This is a genomic window from Pedobacter sp. KBW06, assembly GCF_003852525.1.
Taxonomy (GTDB): Bacteria; Bacteroidota; Bacteroidia; order Sphingobacteriales; family Sphingobacteriaceae; genus Pedobacter.
The window spans coordinates 628,148-643,887 of record NZ_QAJL01000005.1 but is presented as its reverse complement, the minus strand read 5'-3'; the positions used below and the strand labels follow the sequence as shown (position 1 = coordinate 643,887).

Genomic DNA, 15,740 nt, shown 5'->3' with positions numbered 1-15,740 from the left:
TTCTTTATTGGAATTCCCTGATTTCTTTACAAAAGCCCTTTTAGCTGGGCCCATACATTGTCGGCCAGAATTTTTTGTCCTTCCACTGTCGGATGAATTCCGTCTTTCTGGTTGAGTTTAGGTACACCACCAACGCCCTGCAGCAGGAAAGGGATCAATACCATATTGTTTTTCTTTGCCAATGCCGGAAAAATAGATTTGAATTCCTGCGCATACTCAGCGCCCATGCTCGGTGGAATTTGCATTCCTGCAAGTACAAACCTGACCTGAGGGTATTTCTTTTTCACCTTATCGGTGATTTGCTGAAGGTTCTCTTTTGTTTCAGCCAGCGGAAGGCCTCTTAATCCATCATTTGCCCCAAGTTCCAGGACCATGATGTCAAAAGGCTGGTTCAATAACCAGTCGATCCTTGTTTTTCCTGCGGCTGAGGTTTCCCCGCTTAATCCTGCATTAACTACTTTATAAGGCAATTTCAGGGAATCGATCTTATGATGGATCAGCGCGGGAAAAGCTTCCGTCACATCAAGGCCATAACCTGCCGTAAGGCTCGTTCCAAAAAACAGGATCTTCTTTAAGCCTTTATCATCGGTTTTCTTTTCCGTGGATTTCGTTGAATCTGCTTTTTCTTTTCCGGATTGCTCATTTCCTTGTCCGCCGGCACAGGAAGAAAACAAGGATGCCATGGAAAACAGCGTTGTTAAAACGATAGAACTTACAAAATAATGACGTAACATATGTGTTGAATAAGGGTCTGAATATAGTCAATATTGCCGATAGCGTGTATATTTAAACAAAAAGAACTCCGCCTGTGGAAAATATCCTTAACATCCGAAACGTAAGTAAAATTTATCAAAATGCCGGGCATCAGCTCACTGTACTGGACAACATTAGCTTTTCCATTCAAACCGGATCAACAGTTTCCATTACAGGACCTTCAGGAAGCGGAAAAACAACTTTATTAGGGCTTTGCGCCGGACTGGACCGTTCCAGTTCAGGTAGCGTCGAACTAAATCAGGTGGCATTAGATCAGTTAACGGAGGATCAGCGTGCGGCGGTGAGAAATAAATATGTAGGATTCATTTTTCAGAATTTCCAGCTCTTGCCCACCTTAACAGCATTAGAAAATGTGATGGTGCCGCTGGAGCTGAGGGGAGAGAAAAACATTAAAAGCCATGCAATGGATTTGCTGGATAAGGTTGGTCTTGCCGATCGTTCCGGACATTATCCGGTTCAACTCTCCGGAGGAGAACAGCAGCGGGTATCCCTTGCACGTGCATTTTCAAATAAACCGGCCATACTTTTTGCAGATGAACCCACCGGAAACCTGGATGCAGAGACCAGTGATAAGGTCATCAAACTCATGTTCGACCTGAACAGGGAGGCCGGAACCACACTGGTGATCGTTACCCACGACCTGGACCTTGCGGGGAAAACCAACAGAATGATCAAATTAAAAGGTGGCGTCATCATCTCAGACTTAGAATTAAGCCATGCCTGATCATAAATTCGATATCAAAAGACCGGTAAACTATGCCTGGCTGTTAAAGATGGCCTGGAGAGACAGCCGGAAAAACAGATCCAGACTTTTTCTTTTTATCTCTTCCATCGTATTGGGAATTGCAGCATTGGTGGCCGTTTATTCTTTCAGAGATAACCTTCAAAGAGACATTGACAATCAGGCCAAAGAACTGACTGGTGCAGATTTGGTGATCGATAGCCGGAGGGCACCGAAGGAAACGGTTGCTGCTTTACTGGATACCCTGGGGCAACAACGGGCCCGGGAAAGAAACTTTGTTTCTATGGTCTATTTTATCAAAGGAGCAGGAAGCAGGTTAATTCAGGTAAGGGCACTGGAAGGAAATTATCCTTTTTATGGAACAATAGAAACCAGTCCGGTTACTGCTGCCCAGACTTTTAAACAGGGTAGAAATGCTTTGGTAGATAAAACACTGATGTTGCAGTTTAACGCAGCGGTAGGAGATTCCATCAAAATCGGATCTGTTCATTTTGCGATTGCCGGAAACCTGGAAAGCGTTCCCGGACAAAGTGGAATTGCCAGCACGGTTACCCCGGTAGTATATATTCCCCTTCGATATCTGGAACAAACAGGATTAAACCAGGTAGGCAGCAGAATCCAATACCGTTATTTTTATAAGTACGACCGGCTTGCAGCTGTAGAACGGGACCTGAAACGTCATCAGCGGCTTTTCAATAAAGAAGGACTGGACCATGAAACAGTGGCGACTAAAAAAGCAAGTACCGGAAGGGCTTTTGGAAATCTGAATAAATTTCTGGCGTTGTCAGGTTTTATTGCCCTTTTATTGGGATGCGTTGGCGTAGGAAGCGCAATTCATGTGTATATCAAAGAAAAACTGGGCACAATAGCTACTTTAAGGTGCCTGGGCTTAAATGCGGGAGAAGCCTTTCTCATTTACCTGATCCAAATTGCGGTGATCGGTTTTATTGGTGCCATCGCCGGCGCTGTGTTAGGAACCCTGGTGCAGTTTGTCTTGCCTTTAGTACTGCAGGATTTTATCCCGATTGACATCAGCATGCAGATTTCATGGATGGCCATCGCACAGGGACTGGCCATCGGACTGATCATTTCGATTTTATTTGCCCTGCCTTCTTTACTTTCGGTGAGGAATATCTCTCCTTTAAATGCCATCAGGGCTTCTTTTGATTCGGTTGTCGCAAAGCGCGATCCTTTAAAATGGATGGTTTATGGGGTGATTGTGCTGTTTGTTTATGGCTTTACGTACCTGCAAATGAACGGATGGATAGAAGCACTGGTATTTATGATGGGGATCCTGATTGCTTTTCTTTTACTCGCAGGACTTTCAAAACTGCTCATGCTGATATTGAAAAAGTCTATTCCGGATACGATGAACTATTTATGGCGACAAGGTTTTGCAAATCTTTACCGGCCCAATAACCAGACCTTAATGCTGACAGTGTCGATAGGTTTGTCGACTGTTTTTATTGTGACGCTATACCTGGTGCAGGGTGTCCTGCTGAACAAGGTTTCCCTTTCATCTGATTCATCACAATCCAATATGGTGTTGTTTGACATTCAAACCAGTCAAAAAGAGGCGCTGGCGGGTTTAACCAGGCAGTATAAATTACCGGTGCTGGGGCAGGTGCCTATCGTCACGATGAGAATTGAAGAGATCAACGGCAAAACTGCGGAGGAACTGGACCGGGCGGATAGTCTGCAGCAAAAAGGTGGCAACTCGGCTTTGCGTGCCTTCAGAGGAGAAATCCGGGCAACTTATCAGGCTGATTTGAGAGGAACTGAAGAGCTGGTGGAAGGAAAATGGACAGGATCAACACCTGCAGGGAGAGCCGTTAAGATCTCTTTGGAAAAAGGCTATGCCGAAAGGATCAATGTGAAAGTTGGCGATAAAATTGTTTTCAATGTGCAGGGATTATTATTGCCCACAGAAATCGGGAGTTTAAGAATGGTAGACTGGAATACGGTACAGCCTAATTTCAGGGTGGTGTTCCCTACAGGAGTGCTGGAGCAGGCACCACAATTCTATGTCCTGATGACCCATGTGCCTACAGAAAAAGTATCTGCTGATTTTCAGGTTGCAGTAGTGAAAAGCTTTCCGAATGTCTCAATAATCAATTTAGGAATGATATTGCAAATACTTAATGATCTGCTTACTAAGATTAATTTTGTGATTCGTTTTATGGCCGGTTTCAGTATGGCCACGGGTTGGATTGTACTCTTGTCCGCAGTGATGAGCAGTAAGGGCCAGCGAATGAGGGAGAGCGTTTTATTGAGGACCCTTGGTGCGAACAGAAAACAAATCCTGACCATCACTGCACTGGAATATTTGTTTTTAGGCGTCCTGGCTTCGGCAGCGGGAATCATTCTCGCACTGGCAGCCAGCTGGGCAGTTGCCGCTTTTAGCCTGAATGCTACCTTTGCCCCGGATATCCTGCCTTTAATCGTATTTTTCATCGTCATCCCATTATTGGTGATGATCACAGGAATTTATAGCAGCAGGAGTGTACTGAACCATCCTCCATTGGAGATTTTAAGAAAAGAAGCGTAAATGAGCCTGAATGTTTTAGATTTTATATATACCCTTGTTCACCTGCTGATTATTGGTTTTAACCTTTTTGCATGGGCATTCCCGGCAACCAGAAGACTTCATTTATATGGGGTCGCGGTTACCCTGGCTTGCTGGCTGATCCTGGGCATCTGGTACGGCATCGGCTATTGCCCGGTAACGGATTGGCAATGGCAGGTAAAAGCGCAGCTTGGAGAACAAAATCTACCGAATTCATTCGTTAAATATTATGCGGACAAGATCATCGGACAGTCAGTTGATGCAAATCTGATTGATGCGCTTACCGCTGGTTCTTTTCTTTTATCGATCATCATCTCTGTTTATCTAAATTTTTTCAGTAAAAAATCAAAGCTGAAAGCGAAGTCTAACTGAACTTGGTAACAGCGCTGTTACTCTGCTTTTTATGGGCGTTCATCTGTGGTTTCTGGAGCTTAACTCCCAGTGTAAAAGCACATTTAACGAAGGTTTTTTGTATGTAATTTCCTATGTTTAGAAAATTTAGCATCAAAAATCACGTTTGATTATTGTTTTGTTAACGAATCTGCAGCTATGAATAAACCATTGATATACCCTTTCTTTTTCCTGCTGATTTTATTCAGCTCCTGTTCTTCCGTATACATGCCAAACGTTCCGAATACACCGATGTTGAGTCAAAAAGGAGAGTTTAGCGGGGGAGCACACATTACACCCAGAGGGAATGCCAGCATCAATGGTGCCTATGCAATTTCCAATCACCTTGGCGTCTTGTTTAGCGGTGCCTATTTGAACAAAGAAAGAACAACAAAAGATTACCGCAATAAATCCATAGAGATTGGCGGAGGATATTTTGACACTTTTGGTCCGGACAATAACAGGATTATTGAGTTGTATGTAGGCTATGGTGGTGGCAGTACTGACCGTAATTTCCGGGAATATGATGACAATAAGGTGTTAACCAAAAATATTGCAGAGGAATTTACCTATACCAAGACCTTCCTGCAGGTAAATTACAGCTCCAAGAAAAACAGCAACTTCCGCCTGTTTGGAACTAATTTTCCTTTAAATTACGGAACAGCACTCCGGATCAGCCATGTGAAGATGGATACATTCCTAAGCAATAATGTGGCTCAGCCTAAGGAAGACAACATGTTCATAGAGCCCATTTTCTTCACCAGGATGCGTTTAAGCGATGCCGTTCAACTCCAATATACCACTAGCGGTAATTTTGGCTTAAAGAGCCGCAAATTCATGAATGCAGGCAATTCCATCTTTACCGTAGGTGCGGTAGTGAACCTCGGCGGAAAGAAAAAAGAAGTTAAATAGACAATATCGCCTTCAGGTTCCGGAGTTTGGTTTTTAACCCGGAGCCCTTTTTTAAAAATGCAGGATAACCTTTCTGAAGCTTAATGGCTTTTACGGCCTCATATCCTAAAGCAATACTCCGGATCTTATTCAGCAGAAAAGTATCGTCTTTAAACAGGTCCGCTTCATTTAGAAAACCATTCTTTAGAAAGTCACGAATCAATACCGCCATTTGCTGGTTGGCATAAAGGTGCAGCGGGAGGTTAAAGATCTCCTGATTTAAGCGCTCAAAAAGCTGGTTGATCCAATCTACCTGCTCCACATCCGTTACCACGAGTTTACCCTCATGAATCCTGATGTGCTCCAAAAAGAGTTTTGCTGCCGGCCGGTTGATCAATCCCGCATGCAAAGCATCCCTTAAAGTATAATCCAGCCGGTCTGCACATAAATGAGGTAAGGGCTGCTCCAGAATAGGAAAAGATCCGTCAAGGACCTGGTCCAGGTGATAACCATGTTTAACCAGTACCGCAGGTATATCTGAATTCATCAGGATCTCGGCAAACATTTCTTCATGATAGTTCTCCTCCCTGTTTTGAAATACATAATCCCCTACATGTGAAAAGGCCGTATGGGAAGCATCGTGCAGCAATCCGGCAATCTGCTCCAGTTCCGTACCTCCAAGCTTGCGGATGAGCAGCATCACGCCAATAGAGTGCTCCAGACGGGAATGGCTTAAATCAGGGTTTACTAAAAATATGGCCCCGCTCTGGTGAATTCCGGCTAGCCGCTTCATCGCCGCAGTAGCCAACAAATCTTCAAAAACTGCAGGCAGTTCTACATTTCCATAAAGCAAATCACTTACTCTTACCATATTTTTTAAGCTAAATTAATTCCTCATCCTTCCGTTTGGCAATACTGAATAACGGAGATACAATATTACTAATTATTTTAGTTTTAAACCTATGTTGCTAACATAAATAGTTTTCAACTTATCCGGTTTTCATAAGAATGATATTTACCTATCTTTGGCGGATATCCATTCCTTTCCGATGCAGCGATCTTCCGATACCATTTATACTTTACAGTTTGGACTTGTTTGTTTGAGCTCATTTCTCTTTTCCGCAAGTTTCAACATGTTGATTCCGGAATTGCCGGCCTATTTAAGCAATATGGGAGGAGCGGAGTACAAAGGACTGATCATTGCATTATTTACACTTACCGCGGGGATCTCCAGGCCATTCAGCGGAAAGCTGACAGATACCATTGGAAGGGTACCCGTGATGGCCGTAGGTTCACTCGTTTGTTTTGTATGCGGTTTCCTGTATCCGCTACTCACTACTGTTGCCGGTTTTCTTTTTCTGCGGTTAATTCACGGCTTTTCTACCGGATTTAAACCTACAGCTACCGCGGCTTATGTTGCAGACCTTGTGCCGGTTAACCGATGGGGAGAAGCCATGGGGGTGCATGGGGTTTGTTTCAGCACCGGACTGGCCATTGGCCCGGCAATCGGGAGTACGATCACCGATCATTATTCCATCAATATCCTTTTCTATTGTTCCTCCTTGTTCGCGCTGTTGTCCATTGTGATCCTGGCGAATATGAAAGAAACATTGCCCAATAAAGAGAAATTCAGGTTCGCTCATTTAAAGATCAGCAGAAAAGACATCATCGAATGGAGGGTAATTCCCTCGGTGATCATCATTTTCCTGAGTTATGTGAGCTATGGCGCTATCCTCACCGTAATCTCCGACTGGAGTAAACACCTTGGAACGAGCAACAAAGGGCTGTTCTTTATGGTTTTTACATTGACTTCCCTTTTGATCCGCTTTGTTGCAGGAAAGGCTTCAGACCGTTATGGAAGACCGATTATCTTAAAAATCTCTCTGTTCCTGCTGGCCATCTCCCTGTTCTGGATCGCGGTATCGGACTCCTCTGTAATGCTGATGTCGGCCTCAGCGCTCTACGGTGTTGCTACCGGGATGCTCTCTCCAACAGCCACCGCATGGACGGTAGACCTGAGCAATCCGCTGCACCGCGGCAAGGCAATGGCCACGATGTACATCGCATTGGAAGCCGGTATCGGATTAGGCGCATTACTTGCAGGATGGCTGTTTATTGATGATCTCGCAATGATTCCGGTTACTTTTTATTATTGTACAGGAATTACGCTGATGGCGCTCGTTTATTTGCAATTCATCTATAAACCAAAGCCTTTGATTCCGGAATCAACTTCCTGATCAACTTCGGGCTTAAGCCTGCATTTAAAATTATTTGGCTTTTCTGCTACTTTCTGGAAGTTATGCCAAATAAATTTATATTTTAGCTAGCTAATCAACATTTAAACCACAATGAGCTCACTTCACAAATACGATTACATCGTATTTTTCATTTACTTCGTCATCGTATCCTCCTACGGTTTCTGGATTTACTACAAAAAGAAGACTGCATCGGCAGACTCTAAAGACTATTTTTTAGCCGAAGGTTCTCTAACCTGGTGGGCCATTGGTGCCTCCCTGATTGCCTCTAACATCTCTGCAGAGCAGATGATTGGAATGAGTGGTTCCGGATTTAAACTCGGTCTCGCCATTTCTGCCTACGAGTGGATGGCTTCCGCAACATTAATCATTGTTGCAGTGTTCTTTATGCCGGTCTATCTAAAGAATAAGATCTTTACCATGCCTCAGTTTCTGAGCCAGCGTTACAATGAAAAGGTGGCGATGATCATGGCCGTATTCTGGCTGATGCTGTACATTGTTGTGAACCTGATGTCTATCCTTTATCTGGGTGCATTGGCCATCAGCGGAATTTCAGGACTTGACCTTACTGCCTGTATCCTTGCACTTGCCATATTTGCCATTTTCATTACCCTCGGTGGAATGAAGGTAATTGGCTATACCGATGTGATCCAGGTTTTCTTCCTGATTCTTGGTGGACTGGTCGCTACTTATATCGCTTTAAATCTAATCTCCGGTGGAGAAGGAATCATAAAAGGTTTTGGATTGCTGAAGACAGGTGCTTCAGAACACTTCCACCTGATCTTTAAAAAGGATAACCCGAATTATATGGACCTTCCGGGATTAAGTGTCCTGATCGGAGGGATGTGGATTGCCAACCTGAGTTACTGGGGTTGTAACCAGTACATTACGCAAAGGGCATTGGGTGCTTCGTTACCGGTTGCCAGATCAGGTCTTTTATTTGCAGCCTTTTTGAAAATGCTGATGCCGGTGATTGTCGTGATTCCTGGTATTGCTGTATACTTAATCGTTAAAGACAATATGGGTGGCATAAATGGAAACAGCCTGCTGACTGCCTCTGGTGTTCAGGATCCAAACAAAGCTTATCCAGCTTTACTTGGTCTGTTGCCGGTTGGCTTAAAAGGACTTTCCTTTGCAGCTTTAACTGCAGCCATTGTTGCTTCCCTTGCCGGAAAAGCAAACAGTATCGCCACAATTTTTACCCTTGATATTTATAAGAAAGCATTCGAACCTAATGCCGGAGAGCAAAGAATGGTCAACGTAGGAAAGATCACGGTAGTGGTATCTATGCTGATTGCTGTTGTACTTTCGCTGATCGTAGGTGATGCCCTGATGGGAGAAGGAAAACAAGGGTTCCAGTACATTCAGGAATATACAGGATTTGTATCTCCGGGAATCTTTGCCATGTTTATTCTTGGGTTCTTCTGGAAGAAAACAACCTCCAATGCCGCATTATTCGCTACCATCGGTGGTTTCATCGTTTCGGTAGTCCTTAAATTCTTACCTGGATGGGTTGACCTTTCAGGTTTATACGAGTACGGATGGGCAGTAGCCAATTCTTCAGGTGTATTTGAAATTCCGTTTATGGATAGAATGCTGATCGTGTTCGCAGTCTGTATCCTGGGTATGTACCTGATCAGTATTTATGAGAACAAAAAAGGAATCGTTCCTAAAGGCCTCGAAATCGACGTTAAGATGTTTAAAGTATCCACTTCATTTGCAATTGGTGCAGTAATCATCATGGCCTTAATTGTTGCCTTGTATTCGGCCTTCTGGTAAGGAGAGGAATTGAGATATAAGAAAAACGCCTTCATGCATAATGAAGGCGTTTTTTTTGTGATCATCCCTTCAGTATTCCGATATAAAAGCCACTAATTTGATTTAAACACCAATAATATTTCAAAAATGAAATATTATTTATATTACGATAAAATATTTGGTAATTAGAAATTTGTTTAACTAATTATATCTATCTAGATTAGTGGTGTGTCTAAAGGAGTATTGTTTACCCATTTATTATTGAGCGTTGCCATGTTGTGTAAAGCGCAACAAAGGCCTCAGTATACCCAGTATATATTCAACAACTATATATTGAATCCTGCCATTTCCGGGATAGAGAATTATACCGACGTTAAATTCGGATACAGAAATCAATGGCGTGGAATAGACCAGGCGCCGATTACAGCATATTTTTCTGTGCACATGCCTTTGGGAAAACAATACCTGTATGGGAACTCTAATTCCTTTGATGAAAAGGGAAACAACCCGATGAAGAGAAGCTATGTGCATACCTATATGGCCTTAGAGCCACACCATGGCATAGGTGTGTATGGAGTGGTGGACAGAACAGGCCCGATCACGAGCAGTGATTTCAAGATCACTTATGCCTACCACCTGGGGCTTTCCCCGAAATTAAACCTGAGCGTAGGCATCGCAGGGGGGATTTCGAGGTTGATGCTGGACATTTCCAAGATCAGCCTGGAGAATAACTTTGATCCGGCAATCTCTGAAAATGCAAATAATAAATTAAAACCCGACCTCGCAGCGGGGCTCTGGCTTTATGGGGCCAATTTTTTTGCGGGGCTTTCTGCCCAGCAGCTCCTGAACAGGCCCATCAGTTTCAGCGAAGATGATAACTATAACCAGGGAAAACAAGTCCCGCATGTATTTCTGACTGGTGGTTATAAGTTTTTCGTTAGCGATGAGATTGCTGCCCTGCCTTCTGTGATGTTTAAATATGTTAGTCCGACACCAATATCAACAGATGTAAACTTAAAGTTTGCTTTTAAAGACAAGTTCTGGTTGGGGGCGAGTTATCGTTCCAACGATGCCTTTGCACTGCTTGCAGGCTTTAACGTCAGCTCGCTCTTTGTATTGGGCTATTCTTATGATTTTACGACTTCCGAGTTGGGCAAAGTCAGTACGGGAAGTCATGAGGTGGTATTGGGAATTCTGCTAAACAACAGATACAAAGTAACCTGTCCGCAGAAGAACTGGTAAATTTAAGGCTTTAACGGTTCTTCTGCAGACAGGGAAATTTAAACATTATACTTGCTGTCCCATTTCTCTATGCGTTCCTCATACAAAGCTTTATTAGCGAGGTGGACGCATATTGCGGTTCTGGCTCCGGTAATCACATTGGAATCCGGTTGTTTTTTCTCTGCGATTGCGCGATGAAAGTCTTTCAGTGAATAGTAAGTCCCATCTTTACCGGGAAGATCTGTCCTGATCGGAATTCCGCCATCCTTGTCCCAAACAATTTTTGTGGCACCAGTTACCCCGTCAACGGTTTCCAGTTCTTTTCTATTGCTTTTTTCAGGATAAAATATCGCGTCATTCACCAATAGGGAAATCGTTCCTTTTGTGCCCTTCAGCTTAAACAAATAGCTGTCGCGCTCATTTGCCAGTGTGGTTCCGAAGTTCCCGATCATTCCTTCTTTGGCATAACGGAACATTACCTGGACATTGTCGTAAGTCTCCCTGCCATCCTTGTAAAAGTCGATTCCGCCAGTGGCGAAGATTTCCTGAGGATGGGTATCAAAAGCCCAGTTGATGAAGTCCATCTGATGGGAAAGCAGTTCGGCCATCAGGCCTCCGGAATACTCTTTGTACATCCGCCAGTTGATCTTTCGTTCCAGTGAAGGCTCCGGAACACTTCTGCGCCAGTTGTTGTTCCTGTCCCAGCGACTGTCGATCTGCGTCACTTTCCCCAGATAACCTTTATCGATCATCTCTTTGACCTTATAGTAAATAGGTGCATAGCGGTATTGATGACCTACCTGCAGAATCTGATCCGGATGCTGTTTCACGATCTTTACCAGATCTAAAGCCTCGGTAATGTTATAGGTCATGGTTTTTTCCAGATACACATGCTTTCCGGCTTGCAGCGCAGCTACAGCGATCGGAAAATGCATGTTCAAAGGTGTGGAAATAAACACTGCCCTGATCGTTTTATCATCGAGCAGGGCACGGTAATCCTGGTATTGCTTTAATCCCGGCTGTTGTTTTAAGGTTTCTTTGAGTCTGAAATCCAGTACATCACAAATCGCCGCGACTTCAAATTCTGCGGGAAGCTGGGCTGCAATATGAAGCAATCCTTTTCCCCGGTCTCCGCAACCTATAACGGCGACTTTGATCCTTCCTTCCTGATCTCCGGCAGCTGTTCTTCCAAACATATCCTTAGGGAGCAATAATCCGCCCGCAAGGATGCCTGTATTTTGTATGAATTCTCTTCTGAACATGTTTAATATTTAAATACTTTACCATCCACCATCACTTCCTGCGTTCTTTCATCGAAGGTCGCTTTTTTACCGGTTCTTGCGGCAGCATTGGTCATGATATTTGCGATCGAATGGTAATAACCTGCTTCTACCGGCGCATTCGTTTGCTCCCGGCTGCGCACACATTCCATCCAGTTCCGCATATGGGCAGAAGTCAGCTTATCTCCACCTGTATTGGCCGAGGCGGCCACTTTCTCTACCATATCGGTCAGCTTTAGTTCCGGCAGCAAATTGGGCTGCATGTGCATCGCACTGGCTGCATTGGCTTTTAATCCGCCTTTTGGAGAAACCATATTGGTATTCAGGTTCAGCTCTCCGCCATTGGCATAGTAAATCTCTGCGGGGTTTTCATCACCATTGTGCATCCTGGAAGTGAAGACCACCTGAAACCCGTTTTGCGGGTCATCGGCTTTGCCATAATCGAATACTGCGGTCGTGGTATCCCAGTTCCGGCGGCCATCTTTCCATTGGTAAATCCCTCCATTGGCCACCACGCTTCTCGGGTGTTTGAGCCCGGTAAACCAATGTACCGTATCAATCTGGTGCGACATCCATTGTCCCGGCATCCCCGACGAATAGGGCCAGAACAAACGGTACTCCAGGTATTTGCGCGGATCCCATTCTTCAAAAGGACGGTTGATGAGGAAGCGCTTCCAGTCGGTGTCTTCCTGTTTTAATTTTGCCACCAATTCTGGTCTGCGCCAGCGCCCCGGCTGGTTTACATTCCAGCTGAGTTCTACCATGGTGATGTCGCCAAACTTACCGTCCTGAATAAATTTGGAAGCTGCCTTGTAGTTGCCGCCGCTTCTTCTCTGCGAACCGATCTGAACAATTTGTTTGGATGCTTTAACGGCCTTCAAAGCGGCACGGGCATCTTCCATCGTTTCCGCAAAGGGTTTTTCGCAATACACATCACATTTGGCCCTGATGGCTTCCATGGCATGAACCGCATGTTGAAAATCAGCAGTGCTGACAATCACGGCATCAATATCTTTCAGGTTGTATAATTCTTCATTGTTCCGGCATGCAGTGATGTCATGCCCGAGTTTTGTTTTGAGCAGGTCCACACCGAGGTTCCTGCGGTAATTCCAGAGGTCAGAAACTGCAGCGATGTCGAAGTTGAGTTCTTTATGGTGGTTTAAGAAACTGGGCAGGAGGGAGCTGGCAAAGCGGTCAGAGAAGCCGACCACGCCAACCCTTACCCGGTCGTTGGCACCAATGATATTTCCATAGCTTTTTGCACTTAAACCCATTGTTCCCATATAGGTTCCTGCAGCGGCAATTGCCGATTGTTTAATGAATTTTCTTCTTGAGGATAACATACACAGTGGGATTTAAAGTTGTTTTAATTTAATGCTTCTGAAAGAAACCTGATCGCCATGGTCCTGAATCAGGATATGGCCTTTTGCTGCCATTCCGAAATTTTTCCAGTCCTTGTATTTGCTGCCAGCCACCAGGGCAAGAAATTCTGCTGATCCTCTGGTATATTCCAGGATTTTATAGCCGTTTAACCAGTATTCAATTTTATTATCCGGATAAACCCTGATCAGGCCCCTGTTCCATTCCCCGATTTTCTTTTGCGCATTGGGGATCTTTTTGCTTGCGATCAGGTCGTACAAAGAGCCCAGGGTACGGTTGCCGCCTTTTCCAAGTTTTGCATCCGGATGTTTCGCATCGTCAAGAATCTGATATTCCGGGCCGATTGCCGAACCTTTGTTTCCTTCTGTCAGCGTTACAAAATATTTAATCCCGCTATTTGCACCTTCAGTTAATTTGAAATCAAATTTCAGTTCAAATGCGGAATACTGTTTTTCCGTTACAATATCACCACCATTGGTAGATTCTGCGCCAGTGGATTTCTGAACACTCAGCTCTCCATCAATCATAAACCAGCCTGTTTTCGGGAAGGTTGATTTATAGGCGCCTTTCCATCCTTTGCTTGTTTTACCATCCCATAATAAGGAATAGCCTTCTGCTTTTTCCTGAGAAGACAGGTCATTTGGAACAAGGTTCACGACAAATATTCCGTCATTTTTAGAAGGTTTAAGGTTTGTTGTCTGAATGCGGATATTGCGCCAGCGGATCTGTTTACCCGGCTGGTCATTTTTGCCGATGCTATGAACCTGCAGGGCGATAAATCCGCTGGGGGTCATGGCATCCACCACATTTGCGGTCGGGATACCGTTTACCCAGGTTCTGATGGAGTTGCCAATACATTCTACGCGGTATTTATTCCATTGGTTATTTTTGAAAGCTGCTTTTCCTGCCGGATTGATGTCCAAAGGATATAACCAGCCTCTTCTTGATTCGTCGTAAATCCCACCACTGAACTGTCTGTCGGAAGGATCGATCTCTACCTGATAGCCATGAACCCTGCCATTGGCATAATCGGCCTTGCTTTCGCTCCGGATCTGCACACCTGAATTCATGGATGGGTCTACCCATAGTTCCAGTTCCAGGATAAAGTCCCCGTAATTTTTTTCTGTGGTCAGAAAGGAATTGGGTTGATTGGATACCGTAGTGCCCACAATTTCCCCGTTAACCGCTTCATATTTTGCCTGCCCGTTGAGCTGTTTCCATCCGGTAAGGTCCTTTCCGTTAAACAGGTTCTGCCATTTCTGGCTCTGGGCCTGCAGGGTCATGGGGGCAGTGCCAAGGAATAAGGCGGCTAAGACTAATAATTTTTTACTTTTCATTTGTGTGTGTTTACTGCTGTTTTAGGTGGTTCTTATTTGATTTTACTGAATTCTAATGCTTGTTTTTGCAGATTGGAAATGTCTGGCTTCTCTGAGGAGCTGAGCAGCACCCGGTAGCGGAAGGTCACTGATGTTCCTGGCAGTAAGCGCAGGTTTAAACTTTCCTTTCCCTTGCTGAACACTTCCTGGCCGAGCGGATTTGCGGCAAATAAGCCATAATCACGGGCGTGCCAGTAAGTAGGGTAGCCGGGATTTTTAGGGTGGTCAATGATGGCCACAGAGATTTCCTGTCCCTCTTTTATTCCCGACAACAGGCACCAGTCTGCCCTGGTTCCCCAGGCCTCGTTTCCTTTTTTTCCGGCGCTCGTGAGGTAATCTCCGTTTGCCCCGTTCGTAGAAGCAGATACTTTAGTGCGGTTGCCCTGGCTGTCACTAAACTCTGCCACCTGATTGGAAGGCATTTCAAGTTCTTTGGTCACCCGCAGGCCCAGCATTCCATCTTTCACATCTTTGAAAAAGACGGTATCCTTTACTGCGGTCAGGGTCGTAATTCTGTCAACAGTTCTGGTATGGGCTGTCCCGGAGAATACCAGCGTAGTCCGTTCTTTCAGCAATACATGCCGGTCTTGTCTTTCCCAGTTAGCGGTATAAACCAGCTTTCCTTCTTTAGCCCCGGCTTTGGTCTGAACAACCTCCACCGACCTGATCCAGCCGTATTTGCTTTTCTTCTCTGCGGGAATATTATAGGAATTGTTCCAGAAATCAAGTCCGTTCACGCTTTCATAATTTAGCCATAAGCCAACATGGTGCGGGTGGTCTGTTCTTTCCTGGTCCCTGGGGTTCAGTGGAAATCCACGGGTAATGGTTTGTCCGCTTGCTGTATTTAATGGATATAAGATGGGTTTTTCGAGTTGACTGGAATAGAGAAAACTGCTAAAAAGAGCGCCATCAATGAGCACATCAATTTTATTTCCGTCCTTATAGGGGATGAAACCTACGTTTTTAGTCTGCGCGTCGACTTGCAGACTCCCGCTTAAAAGCGCCAGGATCAGGTATTTCTTCATATTTGGTTAGCGAACTTACTCCGATATTCAGAGGTAACAGTATCGGTTGTTTTAAGCTAATATACTTTTCTTCGGATAGAAA

The 15,740-nt window shown here is 44.6% G+C and carries 13 protein-coding genes; 7 read left to right on the top strand and 6 right to left on the bottom strand.

Annotation, left to right across the window (positions count from 1 at the left end; all coding sequences use genetic code 11):
• Window positions 1-26 precede the first annotated feature (26 nt).
• Complete coding sequence (locus DBR43_RS28845; protein WP_233603258.1) at window positions 27-734, bottom strand: arylesterase; 708 nt, start codon at window positions 732-734, stop codon at window positions 27-29.
• A 74-nt stretch (window positions 735-808) separates the two neighbouring features.
• Here DBR43_RS28845 and DBR43_RS28840 point away from each other — a divergent pair, with 74 nt between their 5' ends.
• The 4 genes from DBR43_RS28840 (at window position 809) to DBR43_RS28825 (ending at window position 5,384) form a co-directional block, all read left to right on the top strand.
• The gene (locus DBR43_RS28840; protein WP_124586786.1) at window positions 809-1,498 is read left to right on the top strand and encodes an ABC transporter ATP-binding protein; all 690 of its coding nucleotides are present in this window, start codon (window positions 809-811) and stop codon (window positions 1,496-1,498) included.
• A complete protein-coding gene (locus DBR43_RS28835) occupies window positions 1,491-4,064 on the top strand; it encodes an ABC transporter permease (protein ID WP_124586785.1) in 2,574 nt (857 codons plus the stop codon). Before DBR43_RS28840 ends, DBR43_RS28835 begins: the two co-directional genes overlap by 8 nt.
• Window positions 4,065-4,454 (top strand): DUF2784 domain-containing protein, encoded by a 390-nt coding sequence (locus tag DBR43_RS28830; RefSeq protein ID WP_124586784.1) that lies wholly within the window; start codon window positions 4,065-4,067, stop codon window positions 4,452-4,454.
• A 177-nt stretch (window positions 4,455-4,631) separates the two neighbouring features.
• Complete coding sequence (locus DBR43_RS28825) at window positions 4,632-5,384, top strand: hypothetical protein (protein ID WP_124586783.1); 753 nt, start codon at window positions 4,632-4,634, stop codon at window positions 5,382-5,384.
• On the opposite strand, the gene DBR43_RS28820 is transcribed toward DBR43_RS28825, so the two are convergent.
• On the bottom strand, window positions 5,377-6,234 hold the full coding sequence (locus DBR43_RS28820; RefSeq protein WP_124586782.1) for an HD domain-containing protein: 858 nt from the start codon (window positions 6,232-6,234) through the stop codon (window positions 5,377-5,379). The two genes, DBR43_RS28825 and DBR43_RS28820, sit on opposite strands and share 8 nt — an antisense overlap.
• Window positions 6,235-6,412: 178 nt before the next feature.
• Here DBR43_RS28820 and DBR43_RS28815 point away from each other — a divergent pair, with 178 nt between their 5' ends.
• The 3 genes from DBR43_RS28815 (at window position 6,413) to DBR43_RS28805 (ending at window position 10,618) form a co-directional block, all read left to right on the top strand.
• Window positions 6,413-7,600, top strand: coding sequence for an MFS transporter (locus tag DBR43_RS28815; RefSeq protein WP_124586781.1), 1,188 nt, complete (start codon window positions 6,413-6,415; stop codon window positions 7,598-7,600).
• Between the two features lie 111 nt (window positions 7,601-7,711).
• Entirely contained in the window at window positions 7,712-9,397 is a 1,686-nt protein-coding gene (locus DBR43_RS28810; protein WP_124586780.1) for a sodium/sugar symporter, read from the top strand.
• Window positions 9,398-9,604: 207 nt separating this feature from the next.
• Window positions 9,605-10,618, top strand: a complete 1,014-nt coding sequence (locus tag DBR43_RS28805; RefSeq protein ID WP_233603256.1) for a type IX secretion system membrane protein PorP/SprF — start codon at window positions 9,605-9,607, stop codon at window positions 10,616-10,618.
• 38 nt (window positions 10,619-10,656) lie between these two features.
• On the opposite strand, the gene DBR43_RS28800 is transcribed toward DBR43_RS28805, so the two are convergent.
• Genes DBR43_RS28800 through DBR43_RS28785 form a run of 4 tightly spaced genes read right to left on the bottom strand, consistent with a single transcriptional unit; the run spans window position 10,657 to window position 15,658 of the window.
• Window positions 10,657-11,859, bottom strand: coding sequence for a Gfo/Idh/MocA family protein (locus DBR43_RS28800; protein WP_124586779.1), 1,203 nt, complete (start codon window positions 11,857-11,859; stop codon window positions 10,657-10,659).
• 2 nt (window positions 11,860-11,861) lie between these two features.
• Window positions 11,862-13,220 carry a Gfo/Idh/MocA family protein gene (locus tag DBR43_RS28795; protein WP_124586778.1) on the bottom strand — a complete coding sequence of 453 codons (1,359 nt, stop codon included), beginning with the start codon at window positions 13,218-13,220 and terminating at the stop codon, window positions 11,862-11,864.
• A 12-nt stretch (window positions 13,221-13,232) separates the two neighbouring features.
• Window positions 13,233-14,594 (bottom strand): DUF1080 domain-containing protein, encoded by a 1,362-nt coding sequence (locus DBR43_RS28790; protein ID WP_124586777.1) that lies wholly within the window; start codon window positions 14,592-14,594, stop codon window positions 13,233-13,235.
• Window positions 14,595-14,626: 32 nt separating this feature from the next.
• Window positions 14,627-15,658 (bottom strand): PmoA family protein, encoded by a 1,032-nt coding sequence (locus tag DBR43_RS28785; RefSeq protein WP_124586776.1) that lies wholly within the window; start codon window positions 15,656-15,658, stop codon window positions 14,627-14,629.
• Window positions 15,659-15,740 lie beyond the last annotated feature (82 nt).

Excerpts from the sequence above, each read along its gene's own strand:
- DBR43_RS28845 (WP_233603258.1), bottom strand. The coding sequence starts at position 734 with ATGTTACGTCATTATTTTGTAAGTTCTATCGTTTTAACAACGCTGTTT.
- DBR43_RS28835 (WP_124586785.1), top strand. The coding sequence starts at position 1,491 with ATGCCTGATCATAAATTCGATATCAAAAGACCGGTAAACTATGCCTGG.
- DBR43_RS28830 (WP_124586784.1), top strand. The coding sequence starts at position 4,065 with ATGAGCCTGAATGTTTTAGATTTTATATATACCCTTGTTCACCTGCTG.
- DBR43_RS28825 (WP_124586783.1), top strand. The coding sequence starts at position 4,632 with ATGAATAAACCATTGATATACCCTTTCTTTTTCCTGCTGATTTTATTC.
- DBR43_RS28820 (WP_124586782.1), bottom strand. The coding sequence starts at position 6,234 with ATGGTAAGAGTAAGTGATTTGCTTTATGGAAATGTAGAACTGCCTGCA.
- DBR43_RS28815 (WP_124586781.1), top strand. The coding sequence starts at position 6,413 with ATGCAGCGATCTTCCGATACCATTTATACTTTACAGTTTGGACTTGTT.
- DBR43_RS28810 (WP_124586780.1), top strand. The coding sequence starts at position 7,712 with ATGAGCTCACTTCACAAATACGATTACATCGTATTTTTCATTTACTTC.
- DBR43_RS28800 (WP_124586779.1), bottom strand. The coding sequence starts at position 11,859 with ATGTTCAGAAGAGAATTCATACAAAATACAGGCATCCTTGCGGGCGGA.
- DBR43_RS28795 (WP_124586778.1), bottom strand. The coding sequence starts at position 13,220 with ATGTTATCCTCAAGAAGAAAATTCATTAAACAATCGGCAATTGCCGCT.
- DBR43_RS28790 (WP_124586777.1), bottom strand. The coding sequence starts at position 14,594 with ATGAAAAGTAAAAAATTATTAGTCTTAGCCGCCTTATTCCTTGGCACT.
- DBR43_RS28785 (WP_124586776.1), bottom strand. The coding sequence starts at position 15,658 with ATGAAGAAATACCTGATCCTGGCGCTTTTAAGCGGGAGTCTGCAAGTC.